Raw genomic sequence first — 20,194 nt, 5'->3', positions numbered from 1 at the left:
GTCAGGCCACCGCCCGCCACATGGCGCACAGCGGGTCGGCGTCGCTGGCCGGCTGGCACAGCTGCACCGCCGCCAGTTGCGGCACCTCGCCCCGGCCCGGGGCATGCAGGTAGACCCGTGGCAGGTGCTCGCCGTACAGCTCGCAGGTGCGCTCGATCAATGCTTGCAGGGCCTGGTCGCTGTCGGCGCAGCCTTGCGCCAGCACTTGCTGCCAGGCCCCACCGGCGGCCAGCAGCAGCACGCTGCGGCGCGGTTCGGCCAGGACGAACAGGAAGTCGCCCTGCTCCAGCTGTGCCGAGCAGCGGTTGTAGGCGGCCATCAGGTACGGCTGCACCGAGCGCAGGCTCAGGTGGCTTTCCCGCCCCAGCGCCTGCAGCCGCTGCAGCAGGGCTTCGGGCAGCGCCGTGGCGATGCGTGCGGCACCGGCCGGCTCGGGCGACAGCACGATGCGCCAGTCGTCCAGCGGCTGCCCGTAGAGGTTTTCGAAACAGGCCCGGGCGTAGGCGTCCAACTCGCGCGGGTGGCTGATGGCATCACTCCAGGGCACCAGGCAGAAGCGGCTGTAGCGGGCCGACAGCAGCACCCGCAACTGGGCACCGCGCACGGCATGCTCGCCCAGCAGCGTGGCCAGGGCATCGACGGCGGCCTCCCAGGCCGGTTGGGCGGCATCGCAGGTGAAGTCGCGGCTGCCCAGCCATTGGTGGTGATTGGCGTGCCAGCTACCCAGGCCTACACCTTCGGCGCCGAGTACGGCACTGTATCTGTAAGCGCCACGATCAGATGAATGTGACACGGTTGATCTCCTCGAGAGTGGTACGGCCATCCCGGACCAGGTCCAGGGCCGAGGCCCGCAGCAAGCGCAGGCCGCGCTGGCAGGCGAGGTTCTTGATTTGCGACAGGGGGCGGCGCTCGACGATCATCTGCCGCAGGTCGTCGTCCAGGTGCAGCAGTTCGGCGATGGCGCTGCGGCCGCGGTAGCCACTGCCGCGGCACTGGCCGCAGCCCTGGGCGCGGACGAACCTCCAGCCGGCCACGCCCTCGCGGGTCAGGCCCGCGCCGTACAGGGTGTCGTCGTCGACTTCGCACGGCGTGGCGCAGTGCGGGCAGGCCAGGCGGATCAGGCGCTGGGCCAGCACCGCATTGAGCGCAGAGACGAAGCTGTAGGGGTCGACCTGCATCTGGCTGAAGCGGCCGATCACATCGAACACGTTGTTGGCGTGGATGGTGGTGAACACCAGGTGGCCGGTGAGCGCCGACTGCACGGCGATTTGCGCGGTGTCCGGATCGCGGATTTCACCGACCAGAATCTTGTCCGGGTCGTGGCGCAGGATCGAGCGCAGGCCGCGGGCGAACGTCAGGCCCTTCTTCTCGTTGACCGGGATCTGCAGCACGCCGGGCAGCTGGTATTCGACCGGGTCCTCGATGGTGATGATCTTGTCTACTCCGTGGTTGATCTCGCTGATCATGGCGTACAGGGTGGTGGTCTTGCCGCTGCCGGTGGGGCCGGTGACCAGGATCATGCCGTAGGGTTCGGCGGCCAGCCGGCGCAGGGCGCGCAGGGTTTCCTCGGCAAAGCCCAGGGCCTGCAGCTGCACGCCGCTGACCCGGTCGGAAAGGTCCTGCTTGTCGAGCACCCGCAGCACGGCGTCTTCGCCGAAGATGCTGGGCATGATCGATACCCGGAAGTCGATTTGCCGGTCGCCCACGGCAACCTTGAAACGGCCGTCCTGGGGCACGCGTTTTTCGCCGATGTCCAGCTCGGCCATCACCTTGATGCGCGAGATGACCTGGTCGGCGAAGGCGCTGCCGCTGGCCTTGCCGGCGCCGTTTAGCACACCGTCGATGCGGTACTTGATGGTCAGGCCCTGGCCGGTCATGCCCAGGTGGATGTCGCTGGCGTGCAGCTTGAGGGCGTCGTACAGCGTGGAGTTGACCAGCTTGACCACGCGGCTCTGGTCTTCGCTGATGCTGGCCAGCGACAGGCGCTGCAGCGGGTCGCTTTCGCTGCTGGTTTCGGCGTCGTGGTCAAGGGCGTCCACGGCGTGGAAGCTTTCTTCGTGGCGGGCCAGGAAGGTGGCCAGGTCGGCGGCGTGGGCCAGGTACAGCGGTGCGCCTTGCAGCACGTCGTCGATCCAGGCCAGGCGGGCGTGGTCGAAGGGGTCGGCGAACACGCCCAGCAGTTGGCCGCCCTGCTCGATCAGCACGAATTCACGCTTCAGGCACATCGCCAGGCTGACCTTGTCGAAGCGTGGGGTGCTGGCCAGCAAGGTGTGGCTGCCCAGCACCGGGTAATGCAGGGTCAGGCCCAGGCGCTGGGTGAAGGTGTCGGGGGTGTCGCAGGCCAGCTGTTCCAGGCGGGTGAGCAGGCGTTCGTCGCTGGTTTGCAGGCGGGCCTGGGCCAAGAGGTCGCGGGGGTAGGCAGAATATGCTTTTACCTGTGCCGGCCCTTTCGCGGGTAAACCCGCTCCCACAGGATTTTCGATATCTTCAGGATTGCAGTGCCCCTGTGGGAGCGGGTTTACCCGCGAAGAGGCCGGTGCAGGCGGTGGAGCGTCCTGGGTTGCATCGAATGCTTCTGGCATGGCCTGCGACTCCGCTCAGGGGCGCGTCGCAGGCTGGCTCGGCCAGGGGTGCGGGCGCCGCTATTCCCCTGTGAGCAGTTGATCGTCGTCGGGCCCTGGGGGCTTGGCGCCGTTACGGCGGCGGTCGGCCAATACCCAGCTTCCATCGTACAACTGCAGGGGGAACGATTCGTTCCTGTTCTGGCGTCGTTCGACGAACCCTTCAGCCGGGTTGTCCGTGGCCCTGCGCCGGCGCTCGATGCCCATCAGGTCGAAGACTGCACGGGCCAGTTCCACCAACGGGAACGGCTTGAACAGGACATGGCTCACACCCAGTTCGGCGGCCCGCTCACGCACTTCGACGGTGGGGTGGGCGGTAATCAGCACGAAGTGGCACTGCCTGTTCCTGCGTACGGTCTCCAGAACCTGAAAACCCTCCATGTCGGGCAAGCGGTAATCCAGCACGATCACTTGCGGTGCCAGGCTTGCAGCCTGCTCGATACCACTGGCACCGTCGTGGGCAACATGAACTTCCAGGCCTTGCGCCTGCAGGTACGCTTGCAGGTTCTGCGCAAGAGTCTGTTCGTCATCGACTACCAATACTCTGTTCACCAAGGTCGACTCCCAAGAACTGCCCGGTAACCCGGTCTGCGAAGTGCGCCCCTGTACAGGCTTGAGCAGGCTTCGTGCCAGGCGTGAATAGTCATGCTGAATAACCGTAACTCATTGATTTTGCTGGAGCGCCGATCACTATCCGCAACGCGGCAAACAGGCGCACCGGCCCCGTTCCCCACATGCGGGGAAACTGATGGCACACTGCCATTTCGTTATTCCCCAGCATTGGGGAAACGCCATCAGGGGCCTCAGTCGGCGATCTCCACGGTAGCGGACGCACGCAAACGTTGGCGCACGGACTGGCGCGCCTGCGCCTCCCGCTGCCCGATGAGCGTGGCCCTGGCCAGGACCAGGCCCTGTTCGCGTATGACCGAAGGCTCGTCACTTTGTTGCTGCACTCCTTGCAGGTTTTGCGAATTGGCATCATAGAATGCCTCCACTTCGGCCTCGCTGGGCGCGGCGACCGCGCTGAGCTGGGCGTACACCTGCTGCGCGGCCAGCTCGCGCCGGGTGTACTCATTGTACTGTGCCCTATCGAAACCCGCTTCCGCCAGCCGCCGCTCAAAAATTGCCGGGCTGCCAAGCGCGGCCTCGATCTCGCCCACATGCGCCGACACCTGCTCGTCGCTGATGGCTATGCCGAGGCGCTGGGCCTCCTGCCACAACAGCTCCTTGTCGATCAGTTCATCCAGGGCCTGATCGCGCAGGCGCTGGTACAGGTTCGGGTTGCGGATGCTGGCCACCGCGCGGCCCTGGGCGTCCAGGTATTCGCTGAAATAGCGCTCCAGGCGCATCGTCTCGATCTCCACACCGTTGACCCGTGCCGCCGGCATATCGGCCCAGCTTGCCTTGGCCAGCACCTGCAACAGGCACAACAACAGAACACGCATGGCAACCTCCGCTCAAGGGCTGTCCGGCAGTGGCCGGTACGGGGTGACCGCGGTAAAGCGCGGCCCGGGCAGGGCCACCGCCACCACATGGGCACCGGCCATGCCCTGGCGGCGACCGGGGCCGAAGCCCAGGGCCGGGGTCAGGCCGGTGGACACATCATGCAGGCCCTCCAGCGCGGCAATCAGCTGCTCGCGGCTGGTGTCACGGCCAGTCTGCTTCAACGCTTCGCTCAACAGGCGCAGGGCGCACAGGGTGTTGACCTGCAACGACGCCTGGCGAGGGTCGAGGCCCTGGCGCTGCTGCAGGCCGGCCAGGGTCGCCAGGCCCTGTTCGGTCCAGTCCTCGGGCACGTAGGGATAAGCCAGGAACACCCGTTGCGACCAGAACTCGGGCAAGCGCGCCACGGCGCCGGTCACCTGGCTGGAGGCGCCAAACAGGTATGGCTGGCGGCCGGCTGACTGCAGCGCCGAAGCCAGTTCGGCAAAGGCCTGGGCACGGCCAAGGAAGACAATGCCCTGCCCGTCCACGGCTTTTCCTGCAAAGGCCTGGGCCGCAGGTGTTGCCCAGCCCTGCTGCAGCAGGCGTTCGCGCACCTGTTCGGCCAACGCCGCATGTTCATTGCCGGCATACACCACACGCAGGTCGCCCGCTGCCAGGCCCAGCGCTGCGCGGGCGTGGCCGGCCAGGCTCAGCAATTGCGCGGGCAAGCCGGGCAACGGGTCGAAAATCTGTGGGCTGCCGCCGCTTCGTGGGGTGCTGCCGATCAGCGGTACATTGTGTGGCGCCAGCAAGGTTGCCAGGCGCTGGTCGAGCATGGGTACCAATGGCGCGATCAGGGCGAACACCCGTTCCTGCTCCAGCAACTGCTGCAGTGCCCGTTCGGCGCTGGCCGGGTCGGCGCCCGGGTCGAGCACCACCAGTTCCAGGCGTCGCCCGTGGATGCCACCCTGCTGGTTGAGTTGCGTCAGGCCGTCTTCCAGCACCGCACGCACCACCTGCCCGGCCTCGGCCAGCGGGCCGGATGCCGGCAGCAAGGTGCCCAGGCGCAGCACGCCCTCCTCCACGCCGGGGTCGCGCTCCTGGGCCAGGCGCTTGAGGTAGGCCGTGAGGTTGCGCTGGTCGGCCAGGGTCAGCTCGAAGCGTGGCATGGCCGGGTCCAGGCGATTGCCGGCCGGGTCGATGCCTTGCTGGATGGCCCGGGCCAGGCTGCTGTCGGTGTAGGCCGGATAGCGGCGGCCGTTGACCTCGCGTTCGCCCTGGCCTTGCGCCAGGCGCTGCCAGTCGAGGCTGGGCGGGCGTACACCCCCTTCGGCGCGGCCGCGGCCATCGTTGCCGTGGCAGCTGGCACAGGGCAGCACGCTGGCGGGGACCGTCATGTCACTGGCACCGACCCGGGCCTGCAGCTGTGCGTCGCTGCTGGAGACGCCCTGGCGGTAGAGGTGTTTGCCGGCTTGTTCGTTGGCGCTGAGGTCCAGGGCAAAGGCCGGAGCACAAAACATCAGGCTCAAAAGCACAACCAGGATCGTGCTCATGGCTTTTCCAGCCTGCTCAGGCCTCATCGCCGGCAAGCCAGCTCCCACACAGATCGCAGCGTGCCTGAAGGCAGTGTCATACCTGTGGGAGCCGGCTTGCCGGCGATGAGGCCGGCAGCAACAGCACAAGGCCACCAAGGCATTCATGATGCTCACCGCCCTGCCAAAGGCAGTGCCAGCAACTGCATGCGCTGGGCAATCGCCGCAGGCGGCGCATCCGGGCGGATCTTGCTCCAGCGCTTGCCGGCCACGTCGCCGGCAATCAGCTGTGTCGAATGCTGCTCGGGGCTGGGCAGAAACTGGCCGATGCGGCCGAGCACCAGGTCGACATTGGCCTTGTCACCCGTCAGGAACACCCAGTTGGGCCCATCCACGCCCTGCTTCTCGGCAAACGCCTTGAGCACTTCGGGGGTGTCGTTGAGCGGGTCGCTGCTGATCGACACGAAGGTCACCTGGCTGGCCAGCTGCGGCCCCATGGTCTCGCGCACTTCACGCAACTTGCGGGTAATCAGCGGGCAGGCGTCGGTGCAGTGGGTGAAGATCACGTTGAGCATCACCACCTTGTCCTTGAGCACATCGCTGTAGAAGCGCAGCTCGCGGCCGTTCTGGTCCTTGAGCACAGTGTCGGTGAACCAGGTCTGGGCATCGCGGGTGCCGCCGCCACTGGTCATCGCCTGCGGGGCCGGCTGCGGTTCTGGCGCCTGCGGGGCATGGCCTTCATGGGCGAACGCCACCGAGGCGAGGATCCACAGGCAGCCACCCAGCACCAGCCAGTCAAAACCGCGCATGGCAACGCGGCGGTTGCTTACCTGGCTCATGGTTGCACCTCGTGATGGTCGGCAATGGCCGTGCTCTTGGCATGCACCCGGCGGGCGCCGAGGCGGTTGATTTCGTCGATCAGCACTGCCGGGTCGGTGAACCCGTAGTAGCGCGTCCAGTGCCCGGTGCGCCCGTCACCCACCAAGATCAGCGGCGGGTGCTGCCTGAGATCGGCGCTGAAGCTGCCCAGGCCCTTGAGGGTTTCGCTGATGGCGTACGGCGTGCCGGTCAACCAGCTCCAGCCCGGCCCCTTCTGGAAGGCCTTGGCGTAGTCCTGCAGGCGCCTGGCGTCGTCACGTTGCGGGTCGACGCTGATCGACACCAGATGAATGTCTTGCCCTACCCGGCCACCCAGTTGCTGCTGGACCTTGCCCATGATCGACGACACCACCGGGCACACCGTGGTGCAGCTGGTGTAGATGAAGCCCATGACCACCAGGTGGTCACCCACCAGGTCTTTTTCCAGGCGTACCGGCATACCGTCCTGGTTCAGCAGCGAGACATCGGCAAAGCGCACGCTGGCCTTTTCCTGGCGCGCCGCCGGCGGCTGTTCGGCGTGGCCGTTGTGATCGTGGCCACCATGGGCCAGAGCCAGGTTGCCGGCCAAAGCCAGGCTCAGGGCCAACAGTTTGCAAGCATGCTTGGCGTTCATCGCAGACTCCTCACGTCATTCTCGGAAACGGTGGACGTTGCGGCCGGCAGGACGCGCAGGCTGGTGTAGTTTTCCTCGGCGAACCTGCGCCCCAGCGACGGCGACTGCACGTGCAGGTACCAGGCGCCGGCTTCAGGCAGGGTCAGGGCTGCCTGATAGATGCCCTCGCCCACCTCCTCCAGTTGCAGGTTTTGCGGCATGGACGAAGGCGCCAGGAAGTAGCGCAGGCTCAGGTCGCTCAGGCCCAGGCGCGGCTGGCCGTCGTCGCCGACGATGCGCACCCGCGCGGTAACGGCGCTGTGCTGCGACAACGGCCGGTCCAGGCCGATGAACTCGGCGTGGGCGCCCTTGCGCTTGCCGGCATTCGGCGCTGCGGCCACGTCGGTGCTGAAGCAGTGGATGATCTGCGGCTGGTTGAGCAGGAAGGCCACGTCGAACTTGCCGGCGGCGGGCATCTTCACCGTCGAGCCGTACACGCCCGGCGCCAGTTCGCGCAGGCTGCGGTCGACGACGATGGCGGCGCGGGCCTGGTGGCCACGGTTGTTGTAGCCGGACATCGGTGCGTTCATGCCTTCGGCGTAGAAGTAGGTGGTGTTGTCCACCGGATTGACCACGAACACCGAATTGTCGTCACGCGACACCGACAGCCCCTGGGCCAGCGGCAGGTCACCGGCCTGGCGTGGCGCCGCCGGGCCGGCCTCGAAGCCCTGGATGATCGGCGAACGCCCTTCGCCCAGGCTGGCCAGGTTGATCATGCTCACCTTCGGCGAAGCCAGGCCGCGCACGTAGGCATAGCCCTTGGTGAAGGTCAGCTGGTACGGCTCGGCCGCCACCGGGATCTGGTGGATCAGCTTGTCGGTACTGGCGTCGATCACCAGGGCCTGGTTCTCCAGGGTGTTGAGCACGATGCCGTAGCGGCCATCGCTGCTGAAGCGCATTGGCCCCAGGCCCTGGGCGGCCTGGACCGTGTGGCGCAGCTGGTGGTTGCGGGCATCGAACACGCGCACGCTGCCCTCCTCGCCATCGACCACGTACACCGCTTGGGACAACGCCGAATAACTGACCGACAGCGGGTGCGGGCCAACCTTGATGGTCTTGGCCAGGCGCATTTCCGGGATGTCGATGACACTCAGGGTGCCGCTGTCGCGGTTGCTGACATAGGCGTAGCGCGAGTCGGCACTGAAGGCGATTTCGTGGTGCCCGCCGCCGGTGTTGAAAGTTTTCAGGGTGTTGCGCCCCGGTACATCGATCACCGTTACCCCGCCCTTGGCCGGATCGCTGCTGTTGTTGCCTACCCACAACCGGTGCTGGTCCGGCTGCAGGGCCACGCGCAGGGGCTGGTCGCCAGCGTTCAGGTCGGCCACGCGGGTGAAGGTTTCGGTGTCGATCACCGAGACTTTGCCGCGCTCCGGGATGGACACGAACACCAGCTTGTCGTCACCGGTGGCCACCCAGTCCATGGGCCGCCCAGGCAGGTCGATGCGGGCCATGGTACTGGTCACGCCGCCAACCGAAACGGTCGGGTCGATCACCGTCAGGCTGGCGTCCTTGTTCATCATCAACAGGAAGTAGCTGTTCAAGTCGAGCAACGGCCGGGCGCCGATACTGCTTTTGAGGAACAGCGCGACACGGGCCTTGCAGCTCTGGTCGCGGTCGCCCTCCGGGGCCGACTGCGTCGGGTCGATCCACGCCCCCGGGGCCATGCCCGACAGCGGCTGGCCACTGGCCTGGTCGCTGACCTTGAAACGGATGTTGGCGAAGCTGCCCTCCTGCAGCTCGCCCCCCGCCAGCGGCCGGGCCTCGAACTCCACGGTCACGCCGTCGCGGCTGAGCCGGTGCGGGGCCTGCGGGTCGTCAGAGCCCTGCAAATACTCGCGCGGATCGCACCAGAGGCTTTCATAGGCCACACCCAGGCCGATCAGCACAGCCCCCAGTGCTACCCCCATGTATGCAAGGCGGGTTTTCTTGTTCATGTTCGCGCCCCCATTTACCGTCACTGCGCCGGTGCCGTTGCCGGCGGCGCTTCATTGGTCACCCGCAAGATCCCCCACAGCCCCGAAAGGTTGCCGTAGGCGGCGTAGTCGCGGAACAGGTAGTCACCCGCCACCGCGTTGGCGCCGCCGGCACTGGGCAGCATGAAGCTGAAGTGCGCGGCTGGCAGCACGCTTTCCTGGGCACCGATGTACATGGCCATCGGGTTGTAGCCGAAGCGCACCGAGCCGATGCCGGGCTGCCACATCGGGTAGCCGTACTCGTCGCTCTTCTCGGCCTGGTAGTTGTGCAGCGGCCACAAGTGGCCATCCAGCTGGTAGACCATGCCGCGGCTGCCGCCACTGGGCATCACGATATGGTTGCGCACTGGCTGGCCGGGCTTGGCGTACAGCACCGGGGTTTGCGGATCGCCGCCGACCAGGGCGTTGGCGTAGGCCATGTGGGCGTTGGGCACATCGCCAAAGCCCAGGCCGGCGGCGCGGCCGAAGGGTGAGTCGGGGGCCATGCCGAAGCGCAGCCACAGGGGCTCGGTCTTGTAGTTGACCGCCATGTTGCCGTTGTCCTGCGGGTCGCCGGCGGCGCCGTTGCCTTCGGTATTGATGCCCTCCACCGGGCGGCCGTCGGCCCAGCGCATGTTCAGCGCACGCTGCCAGACCGTGACGAAGTCGCGGTAGTCCGGCTGGCCGGTGACCTTGACCGTGGCCTGGGCCCGTGTTGCGCTGTCCTCGGTCCAGGTGGCGGTCTGCGGCAGGATGCTCATGGCACCCACCAGGCCTTTCTGCGGCTGCTTGATGAAGTCCGACGGGGTCAGGTTGAGGCCGCCGAACTCGATGGCCGTGGTGTTGATGTTGTCCACCGTGCGGCCCAGTTGCGACACCGGCTTGCCTTCACGCTCCAGGTGGCCGGCATAGTACTGGTAGGTACGGGTCGGCCAGGCGCCACTGGTGCCGGCACGCGGGGCCACGGTCTGCACCGGGTTGAGGCCGACGTTGGCGCCGTCGGACTTGGTGATGTCGTAGGCCAGCAGCTGGGCATGCAGGCCCACGTGGCTGGACGGCCGCATCAGGTTGTTGGCAAAGGCGGTGGCACCCTCGCTGTCGAAGCGGTCACGCTTGACCACGTTGTGCATCACCGCAGTGCTGGGCAGGTCCGGCATCACCAGTGGCAGGCGGTTTTCCAGGGTGATGCTGATGCACTCGCCGGCGTTGGCGCGCAGCACCAGCGGCTCCACGGGCACGCCCGCCTTGAGCTTGCCGGTGATGGCGTCCAGGTCGGCCTTGCGCACGTACAGGATCGCGGTCGGGTCGTGCAGCGGCGCGCTGTGGCCACCGATGGTGAAGGGTTCCCCATCTTCGGGGTCTACCCCACTGACCAGCGGTATGGCGGTCTTGCGGCTGTTGAACACCAGGGTGCCGCCGTTGGCCTTGAGCGGGCCGCCGACATGCTGGCCGACACCGGCCGGGTCGTTGATGCTGACGCCGTTGCGGTTCTCGAGGATGTCGTTGGCCAGTGCCGCGACGATTTCGTAGCTGCGCTTGACCGTGGGGCGGCTGCCGATGCCGTTGGGGTTGGCCGTGGTTTTCGGGCAGATGCCGTCGAAGTTGACGGTGTTGCGCATGGCCACCGGCTGCGGGTTGTTGGGCAGCGGGAACAGGTCGGCACGCTGCGCGGTGTAGTTGCGCATGATGCCCCAGATGCCGTTCCAGTAGCCCTCCAGGGCCGCGTCCAGGGAATACAGGTAGTCACCGTTGGTGGCCGCCGAACTGGAGATCATCGACACCGGCGCCATGAAGCCCAGTTGCTCGGAAATACCGATCATCTGCGATGCCTTCCAGCCCGAGTTGGAGCTGTTGCCGTAGCCGGTGCCATTCTGCAGCCACTTCACGCCATGCAAGGTGATGTTGTGCTCCTCTTCATGGCCACCGGCGTGCATGCGCAGGCGTACGTTGTCACCGGAGTAGGTGCGCAGCATCGGGGTAAACGGGTCACCTGGTTCGCTGCCGGCCACATTGATGTGCGGCGGGAACAGCGTGGTACCACCGGTGGGGCCGACCGCCGAGGTGATCGCCGAGGGCGCCAGGTTCAGTGCCGGGATGGCGCGGTCGGTACGGGTTTGCAAGGCGTAGCTCAGGTCGCCGGCCAGGCCGTCAGCCTGCATGCCACGCTTGCCGTCCGGGCCGACCTTGTTCGGGTCGTACACACGCAGGGCCAGGGGCTCGTTGCGGTAGTTGACGACGAACATGCCCGGGTCATCCACCGAGATCGCCTGCGGGCAGGGCCGGCTTGGGCAACCGGGGTTGATGCCGCCGCGCTCCTCGACGATGGCCTCCAGCAGGTTCGACGCCTTGCCGCGCACCGGCGGGTTGATGGCGTAGCGGAAGCTGTCGGCGGTGGCCGGGTACGACTGGGCATTGGGGATGCCGTCCGGCCCGGCGCCGACGTACACACCAGCCTCATAGGCGTGCTGGAAGTCGCTGTATTCCAGGAAGAACTCGCGGTAGCTGTCGTTCTTGCCGTCGCCATCGTGGTCACCGGTGTGGATCACCGCCTGCCACGAGGTCGGGCCACCGTCCTGGCGCGTGGCCGGGTTGTAAAGCTTCTCGCCGGTTTCGGCGTGGTACCAGGTGGAGTTGGCCGGTTCGGCCAGCACGGTGGCATACAGCCCAAGCTGTTGGTGGGTCGATGGGCCGAGGTGGTCGTGGGTGAAGATGGTGCCCAGGCCACGGTCGACGTTGTACACGTTCACCAGTGGGTCGGCGAACCAGCGCTGCATGGCCGTGCGTGCGCCCAGCCAGTCGGCCCGGCCGAAGCGGCCGAAGTACGGGTGCTGCCGGGCTTGCGGGCAGGCGGCGCTGCCGTCGCGGCTATCGCCCTGGGTGCAGCCGTTGTAGGCACGAATGGCCTGCACCCGCTCGACCACGCTGCCGGGCGAGAGGATGCCGTCTTCGTAGTTCCAGCCGTTGGCCGAGCCGTCGGCGGCGGTCAGGTCCCACTTGGGCAGGTGGATGTGCTGGCCGATCACATCGGTCGGGGTGCGCACCTGGTAGTCGTCCATCTCATAGATGTTCGGGATCAGGTTGGTGTGCTGGTACATGGTGCAGTCGAAGGTGTTCATGCGCATCACCAGCGGCTCTGGCGGGCGCTGCTTGGTGATCACCGGCCAGGCGTCTTCCCACAGGGCGATGATGCGGGCCTGCGGGAAGTGGTAGCCGACCTTGTTGTACACCGCGTCGAACTGGATGTTGGCGCCCTTGTAGATGCGTGGGCGGTCGGCGGTGAAGGCCGAGGCGCCACGGAAGTTCAGGCCCGAAAGGCTTTCGCCGCTGAAGTACTCGCCTACCCCGGAAGACTGGGTCAGGCGTTTGCCCCGGTCATCCATGCACGGCTCGTAGAACGGCGCGCCGGCAGTCGGCAAGGCGCCGTTGGTGCGGAACGCCTTGGCCACCGGCTGGCTGCCGGGGATCAGGGCGAAGCTTGGGTGTTCGGCCAGGGCGTGGAACTGCATGGCCGCCTGCTCGACATCGGTGCCCTCTTCGGGCAGGTAGATCGGCTTGGCCTTGTGTACCACCTTGGTGAAATCGAGCTTGGTGGTGGTGGTTTCGGCCTCGCCGCCGGCGGATACGCCGTCCAGCGCGTGGCGCCCCAGGCCGCCGTCCCAGCCATCGACCTGGTTCGGGTCGAGGTTGGCCCACAGTGCCTTGCCGCTTTCCTTGAGCTGGCGTGCCATGGCCGGGTCGAGCATGTCCAGTGGCGGGGTTGGTGGGCGGTTGCCCACGCTGCTTTCCATGCCGCCGATCCAGAACGGATAGCCAGGGTTCTTCAAGGTGCCGTCGGCGTTGCGGTTGGCGTCGCTGCGGTCGACCAGCGCCAGCGAGCCGATGGCCTTGCGAACCGGCGCCTGGTTGGCTGGCTCCTCATCCTCTTCTTCCTCGGGCTCGTCGTCATCATCGTTGGCGACAACCAGCGCTTCGGACAGCTTCGGTACCACCACCACCTTGCCTGGCATCGGCGCCATGGCCTTGCCGGGCAGCGGCACGATGGCCGGGATCGGCGTGCCGGCAACGATCTCGCCATCGGGCAGGGCCCGGGCGCCAACCGCCGGCTTGCCGCTGCGCAGGGCGAACGGGGTGTTGTGGAAGCCGTTCTCGCCCTGCCCGCTCACCTCGAGGCGGGTGCCTTCCTCGAACACGTCGTGCACCCGCCACATGGCCCACATGCCCTGGGCGAAGTGCGGGTAGAAGTGGCAATGGTAGATGGCATCGCCTGCCACTCGGTTGCGGTTGCCCGAACCGCCGTTGGCGATTTCGTAGGTGTAGCCGACCCCCGCGCCGATGCCCTGGGCATCGATGTAGTCGGAATTGTCGTCATTGGGGTTGAACAGCCACTGGTGGCCGTGCAGGTGGAAGATGTGCTGTTCATGGCCGTTGTGGGTGTTGCGGAACTTGGTGAAGTCACCGATGTAGCTGTGGTGCACGTTGGCCGGTTCCGCCGGGAACAGGGCCATGCTGGCCTTGACCCCGACAGCGCTGGCCGGTGGTACCTCGCCAGGGCGGATGTGCTCCAGGCCGACGTTGGCCGGCACGTCCACCAGCGTACCGACGTCACCGACAGTGTGGGCACTGAGGAAGAACTCCTCATAGGCGCACGACAGGCAGTCGTGCATCGGCCCCACGCCCAGGCGGTTGGCCACCACTTCGGCGCCCATGCCACCGGAACCGTAGTTGATCATGAACGAGTCGCGGGTGGGTTCCAGTACGTGGCCCATCACCGGGTCGGCCCAGTAGCCAGGGAAGGCCTGGGTGCCGGCGACCTCGTCGGCGAACTGCGAGGCGAAGTCACGGAACGCCTCCAGGCGGTTGGGCAGCGCCGGGTTGCGCTTGCCCAGGCTTTCCAGCGGGTAGGTGGATTTGGGGAAGCTGCCATCGGGGTTGGGGCCCATGACGATGGCATCGGTTTCGCTGTTGATGATCTGGTTGCCGTCGACCATGGCAATGATCGGCTTGCCGGCCTTGCCTTCGGCGATCCAGGGTTGCATTTGCGGGTAGCGGGCTTCGTAGTCGATCACCGGCTGGCCGGTGGCGGTACGGCCGGTGGTGGCCAGGCGCATTTCTTCTTCGGTGAGGGTATTGCGGTAGGTGCGGCCGAGCTTGGGCACCACCACTACCTGGCCGAACAGGCCGTTGGCAACGTTGCCCGCAGTACCCTCGCCGCCGAAGGTGGCGGCCTTGCTGGTAGCGGCGAAAGCGCCTTCGCGTTCGGCGTACAAGGTATAACTGCGGGTGCTGCCGGGGCTGACGAAGAAGTTGCCGTTACGCCCGGTATAGGCAGAAATGTCGGCGATGCTGTTGACCGCCTGCATGCCGTTGACCTGGAAGCCGACCATGCGTTCGGCCACCTGCTCGTCGGCGACGAAGCCTTCGGCGGCTTCGTTTTCGAGCTCCGGCCCCTCCTCTTCGCCCTCAGCCTCTTCAGCCTCGATGCCGTGCTTGTTGGGGTTGGCCTTGTAGTCGAGCAGGTTGGTCAGGTTGACGGTAAGGCATTCACCGGCGGCCACCCGCAGCACGATGGGCCGCGGGCGCTTGTCCGGGCGCAGGGTGACCTTGCCCGGTACTGCCGCCCCACCGCTGCTGAGGGGGACCATCTTGTCGTCCACCACATCCTCGCGCAGGGCGAAAATCATGCCGTTGGCGTTTTGCGCGCCAAGGCGGTTGAACATCAGTGGCTGGTCCAGCGCCACCACGTTGGCGACCAGGGTGCGCTGGCACTGCACGGCGGCTTCGCTGGTCGACTCCCAGCCGAGCAAGGCCAGAACGAGTGATGACAGGATGGGGCCTTTGAGTGGCATAGACATGCTGCACCTCCGGGACACAGGATCTCTGCGTGGAGCTGGAGCAAGGTGTATGCCAGGAGCGGATTGCTTTTGTTTTCAGTTGGTTGCAGCGGCAAACGAAACAGGTTGGGGAGGATTCCCCAGCGGTTTTCCCCGAAACGGGGGGTGGGTTGCAGGTGTTCGTCACAAGATTTTCAGCGCCTGTGAGATCGAGCGCCGCGCGGGCGGCGCTTTGCAGCCAACAAGTCGCTACCCGTACTGGCCTCATCGCAGGCAAGCCAGCTCCCACAGTTACTGCACATGGCTTGAAACCGATACGGTCGATGTGGGAGCGGGTTCACCCGCGAACACCGGCGCAGCCGGTGCCATCCATCACGTCGCTCGGTTCAAAGGCCTGCCTGTGACCACTTATTACATCCCCAACACCCTGTAACGCCACGAGTCGAACTTTCCTACACATTTTTCGGAAGCCGGACTAGCGACCCGGAACCCTTGCCTCGTTAGTGTCCGGTGCTTGCACCCCGTGCAATTCACCACACCTGCCCGCATGCGCCAGGAGGCTGCATGCCGGCGTTCACCTGCCCGATGGAATGAACAGCAGGAACACTAATGAGCGCACAACACACTCTAGGCGTTACCCCAAATACCCTCACTCCAGCCTGGATGATTCATCCCGTCACCTGGGGTACCCGCCATGGATAAATGCTCCGGCGTCGTCGCCCCCACCGAGACCTTCGACCAGGACGATGTCGGCGCCAGCACCGAACTGCTGGCGCAATGGCTGACCGACCTCACCGGCCATCTGGTCAACTGGCGCACCGTCATCACCGTCGCGGAGGTATTGCCCGTCGCCGGTTCGGTATTCGCCGCCACCGACGCCATCGGGGACATCATCAGCCTTGTCCAGGGCACTCCGGAATACCGGGCCGACCTGTTCAACTGGGTTGGCCTTGGCATCAACCTGTTCGCCATTGCACCGATACCCGGCATGAGTCCCGCTCGCAAAGTGATGCGGCCGGTGTTGAAGTCCGCGAGGGCTTCCTCCAAGGACGGCATGGCCCAAGCCCTGCTGATCGCGATGGAAAACGCCCTCGCCGACGTCTGCCGGGGCGACCTGGAAAACTTCGTCAAGGAAATCGACCGGCAGTTACAAACCATCCTGGCCAGCTTTGCGCAGAAGGTCGTGGATATCTGCCAGTTCCTCGCAGACCTTATCCGCTCGGCCGCAGACGGCACCGTCAAAAGCACTGCCCTGACCGTTATCTTCCCGGGGTTACGCCTGGTTGCCGAAGCCTCCGATTATGCCAAACGCAAAACCGGCTACGGCTTGAGCAGAGACCAGCTTGGCCTGGGGCCGGACCCAAAACTGCTGGCACTGCTCGAACCCATTGCGCTCAGCCTGGAAAGCCTCGGCCGAATGGCAGGCAACAAGATCGCCCAGATCGGCAGCAAGGCCACCCCAGGCAGCCTGGCGGCGATCCTGGATGCGTTGAAGCTGGCCCTGAGCAAGCGCAAGCCTGTAGTGATGCGGGCCAACGTGAATGCCGACGGCAGGGTCACCCAAGTGCGGCGCGTTCACCCACAAAACGGCACCGAAGCAGCCCCGCGGCAACGCCCTGCCCGTGCCGACCCCAACTGCCGCAAAGCCGGGGTTGCCGGCGGCACAGGATGCAGCATCAGTTTTGCCCTGGGCAGCGAAACGATCAGCCACACGGACTTCGCGCTACCCGGCGCGTTTCCCATCAACTGGAACAGAACCTATCGCTCGACTCTAGGCGCCTACGACCATAGCCCGTTCGGCGCCCGCTGGATCACGCCGTTCTCCAGCCGCTTCGACCTGGCCGGGGACACGCTCGTGTACCACGGCATCGATGGCCGTAGCCAGCACTACCCCTTGCCTGATGTCAGCAAGCATCACCACGACCCGATCGAAAACCTGTGGGTCGGACGACCAGAGGCTGACAAGCTGGTGCTGGCACGCGGGCATGTGATGCATGAGGTGTACGTGCGCGACGGTGACCAGTTCCGGCTGGAGCTGATCTCGCAGCAGGGCGGTGCACGCATCGCACTGTTCTATGAGCACCGCCATGCCGACCGTTCTGTGCTGTCCGACCTGGTGACCTACCAGTACGAAACCGCCCATCAGCACATCCACACGCAACTGGACGATCACGGCCGGATCGTCGCCCTGTGGTTGATGCGTGATGGCCAGCCAGAGCGTCAAGTCGCTGGCTATGAATTCGATGCCCAGGGCGACCTGTGCAGTGCGCGTGACGAAACTGGCGCGCAATGGACCTACCAGTACGCCCATCACTTGATCACCCGCTACACCGACCGTACGGGCCGGGGCATGAACCTTGAATGGGTCGGCGAAGGCTCCGACGCCAAGGCCATCCGCGAGTGGGCCGACGACGGCAGCCTGGATACCCGATTGAACTGGGACCCAGATATTCGCCTGACCTGCGTGACCGATGCCAACGGCAACCAGACCCGGCACTTCTACGACAGCTTGGGTTACACCTACCGCATCATCCACCCGAATGGTGACGAAGAATGGCTGTACCGTGACAGGGACAAGAACGTTACCCAGCATGTTCATCCTGATGGCACCGCTGATCACTACGTCTATGACAATCGCGGCAATCTGCTGCAGCACACACGCCCGGACTACACGACCGTCCACCACGCCTACGACGACCTGGACCAGCGCTTCAAGACCCGCGATGCCGAGGGCGGCCTGTGGAAGTACGATTACGACCAGCGCGGCAACATCATCGAAACCCAGGACCCACTGGAGAACAAGACCCTCTATACCTACAACAGCGACAACCTGCCCATCGCCATCACCGACGCCAACGGCGGTGAGAAGAAGTTGGCCTATAACCCTGATGGCCAGCTGACGAGCTACACCGATTGCTCAGGCAAGACCACGCAGTGGAAATACAACGCGTTGGGGCAACTGGCCAAACTGATCAACGCCGCCGGCGAGGTTACCGAATACCAATACGAAGCAGGTCAGCTGGTGTTGCTCATCCACCCGGACAAGACCACCGAACGCTTCGAACGTGATGCCGAAGGCCGCTTGCTCAGCCATACCGACGCCCTGTATCGCCGAACCGCCTGGACCTACAACGAAGCAGGGTTGATTCACCAGCGCCACAACGCCAACGACACCACCCTCACCTACCACTGGGACAAGCTCGGCCAACTGGTACGCCTGCGCAACGAGAACAACAGCGAAGCCAGCTTCAAATATGACCCCGTCGGGCGGCTGCTCAAGGAAACCGGCTTCGACAAAGAGACCACTCACTACCTCTACGACAACGGCAGCAACCTGCCCACCCGCCGCGTGGATGGCGACAGGACCATGCACTTCGAGTACGACCCCATGGGCCGGCTCATCCAGCGCAAGGCCGCTCGGCGTGGCGGTGACAAGTGGGAGGTTGAAACCTTTGCCTATGACGGCAATGGCAACCTGCTGGCGGCCAACAATGAGGCCTGCAGGCTGCAATGGTTCTACGATGCTGCCGGCAACAACACGCGCGAGCATCAGTGGCTGGATTATCTGGTCAAGCCACAGGTTGCCGTGTTCAGGCATGAGTACGACACCCTCAACCAACGCATCGCCACCACCCGCCCCGATGGGCATCGGGTCAGTTGGCTGACCTACGGCAGCGGCCACCTGCTTGCGCTCAAGCTCGATGACCAGGAGCTGATCAGCTACGAGCGAGATGATCTGCACCGGGAGATCGGCCGCGTGCAAGGCAATGGCCTGGTCCAGCGTCAGACCTGGAGCCCGAATGGCCAGTTGCTGGAGCAGACACTGGCTCGCCAAGGTGAATCCAGACGCATCGCGGCGCGCAGCTACCGCTACGACGAAGCCGGCCAGCTGTGCCACATCGACGACCTCAACCGTGGCGACCTGCACTATCGCTACGACCCGGTTGGCCGTTTGCTTGAAGCCAGCCGCAACTACGAGAAGGAAACCTTCGCCTTCGACCCGGCGAGCAACCTGCTGGACCCCGAGGCACCACCCAATCCTAATCCGCACTCGCCGCACAAGCTGATGGACAACGTGCTGCGCAGCTACTGCGGCACGCAGTATCGGTACGACGAGCGCGGCAACCTGCAGGAGCGGATTGAGAACGGCAAGACAGGCAAGTTTACCTGGGACCTGTATGACCGGCTGCGGCGCTACGAGGATGAGCGGCTGGTTGTCGAGTTCGGGTATGACGCGTTAGGCCGCCGAGTGTACAAGGACTCGCGCTCGAAGTACCGCAAACGGATACAAGCTGGGCCGGTCTGGAACGAGAATGCGCGGCGAGCGCTGGATGAAAAGCTGGGCTGTGATTTGACGCTGTTCATCTGGGACGGCGATACGCTGGCGTTCGAGCAGCGCGGTCGGGATGGTAAGGGGCGGACTACGCACTATGTGTTTGAACCGGGGACTTTCGTTCCGGTCGCGCAAGGGGTGATGAATCACATTGAGGAGATGCTGCATCAGCCGGCGTATAGTTTCCCGTATGACATCGACAGAGATCCCGTGTGGCAGCGTAAGCCTATGCCGAAACCATTCGACGCTCTCAGCTGGTATCAATGTGATCATTTGGGTACTGCGATGGAACTCACCTCTAATGATGGAAACGTTCAGTGGCACGGGGCATATAAAGCTTGGGGACATACGAGCCAGAAACAGCCCGACGCCGAGTTGTTGCAGAACTGTAACTCGCTGCATTTCCAAGGCCAATACTTTGATAGTGAAACAGGACTACACTATAACCGACATCGCTACTATGATTCGCGCCTTGGGCGCTTCATTGGAAAGGATCCTATTGGTTTCTTAGGCGGTATAAACATATACATGTATGCTCCTAATCCAACGGAGTGGGCAGATCCGTTAGGGTTAGCACGAAAATGTCAATTAGGCACCTACGAAAGCTTAACAAATTTAGACGCCAACAGAGGAGATCAACTAGATGCACACGAATTTATACGACACGAAGCACTTGAACAAATAGGAATGACTCCCGAAGGGAAGCGAAGCAGGAACAATCCTTCCATCGCCATCCCGCGTCCAATGCACATCGACGCTCATAGAGCAGAGAGTCGACTGGCATCGTTTCATTTAGGCTTAGGTCGCGATGAATTCCAAATCGGCTCCAATGGAAAACCAAGTAAACGACAGATGGATATATGGCAAGGAGCATTAAGAGCATCCGGAGTTCCAGCCTCCCGCGTCAGAGTGCTACGCAATAACGCACAGCAATTCCTAGATTGCAACTGCTTTTGCCCGTAAAAGGAT

At 64.7% G+C, this 20,194-nt stretch carries 10 protein-coding genes; 1 reads left to right on the top strand and 9 read right to left on the bottom strand.

All coding sequences use genetic code 11. The annotated features are described in order from the left end of the window. Nucleotide 1: 1 nt before the first annotated feature. The 9 genes from RYH74_RS07420 to mnxG all read right to left on the bottom strand — a co-directional run bounded on the left by RYH74_RS07420 (nt 2) and on the right by mnxG (nt 14,913). Entirely contained in the window at nt 2–793 is a 792-nt protein-coding gene (locus tag RYH74_RS07420) for a hypothetical protein (RefSeq protein WP_317409177.1), read from the bottom strand. Further along, nucleotides 777–2,582, bottom strand: a complete 1,806-nt coding sequence (locus RYH74_RS07415) for a GspE/PulE family protein (protein WP_317409176.1) — start codon at nt 2,580–2,582, stop codon at nt 777–779. The genes RYH74_RS07420 and RYH74_RS07415 overlap by 17 nt, the downstream gene beginning before the upstream one ends. Nucleotides 2,583–2,642: 60 nt before the next feature. Then, a complete protein-coding gene (locus RYH74_RS07410; protein WP_031325917.1) occupies nt 2,643–3,176 on the bottom strand; it encodes a response regulator in 534 nt (177 codons plus the stop codon). 248 nt (nt 3,177–3,424) lie between these two features. Further along, a complete protein-coding gene (locus tag RYH74_RS07405) occupies nt 3,425–4,066 on the bottom strand; it encodes a SurA N-terminal domain-containing protein (RefSeq protein WP_085588441.1) in 642 nt (213 codons plus the stop codon). A gap of 12 nt (nt 4,067–4,078) precedes the next feature. Further along, the gene (locus tag RYH74_RS07400; protein ID WP_317409175.1) at nt 4,079–5,599 is read right to left on the bottom strand and encodes an ABC transporter substrate-binding protein; all 1,521 of its coding nucleotides are present in this window, start codon (nt 5,597–5,599) and stop codon (nt 4,079–4,081) included. 152 nt (nt 5,600–5,751) lie between these two features. Further along, nucleotides 5,752–6,417: an SCO family protein gene (locus RYH74_RS07395; RefSeq protein WP_085665553.1), complete on the bottom strand. Its 666-nt coding sequence runs from the start codon at nt 6,415–6,417 to the stop codon at nt 5,752–5,754. Further along, nucleotides 6,414–7,070 (bottom strand): SCO family protein, encoded by a 657-nt coding sequence (locus RYH74_RS07390; protein WP_317409174.1) that lies wholly within the window; start codon nt 7,068–7,070, stop codon nt 6,414–6,416. Before RYH74_RS07390 ends, RYH74_RS07395 begins: the two co-directional genes overlap by 4 nt. Then, on the bottom strand, nt 7,067–9,043 hold the full coding sequence (locus RYH74_RS07385; protein WP_085588433.1) for a cytochrome D1 domain-containing protein: 1,977 nt from the start codon (nt 9,041–9,043) through the stop codon (nt 7,067–7,069). The genes RYH74_RS07390 and RYH74_RS07385 overlap by 4 nt, the downstream gene beginning before the upstream one ends. A 20-nt stretch (nt 9,044–9,063) precedes the next feature. Then, nucleotides 9,064–14,913 (bottom strand): manganese-oxidizing multicopper oxidase MnxG, encoded by a 5,850-nt coding sequence (mnxG, locus tag RYH74_RS07380; RefSeq protein WP_317409173.1) that lies wholly within the window; start codon nt 14,911–14,913, stop codon nt 9,064–9,066. 673 nt (nt 14,914–15,586) lie between these two features. Here mnxG and RYH74_RS07375 point away from each other — a divergent pair. Further along, on the top strand, nt 15,587–20,188 hold the full coding sequence (locus RYH74_RS07375; protein ID WP_317409172.1) for an RHS repeat-associated core domain-containing protein: 4,602 nt from the start codon (nt 15,587–15,589) through the stop codon (nt 20,186–20,188). Nucleotides 20,189–20,194 lie beyond the last annotated feature (6 nt).

Origin of the sequence: Pseudomonas sp. LSJ-87 (assembly GCF_032971465.1) — a bacterium.
Lineage (GTDB): Bacteria > Pseudomonadota > Gammaproteobacteria > Pseudomonadales > Pseudomonadaceae > Aquipseudomonas > Aquipseudomonas putida_Z.
This window is presented reverse-complemented; position numbering and strand designations above follow the sequence as displayed.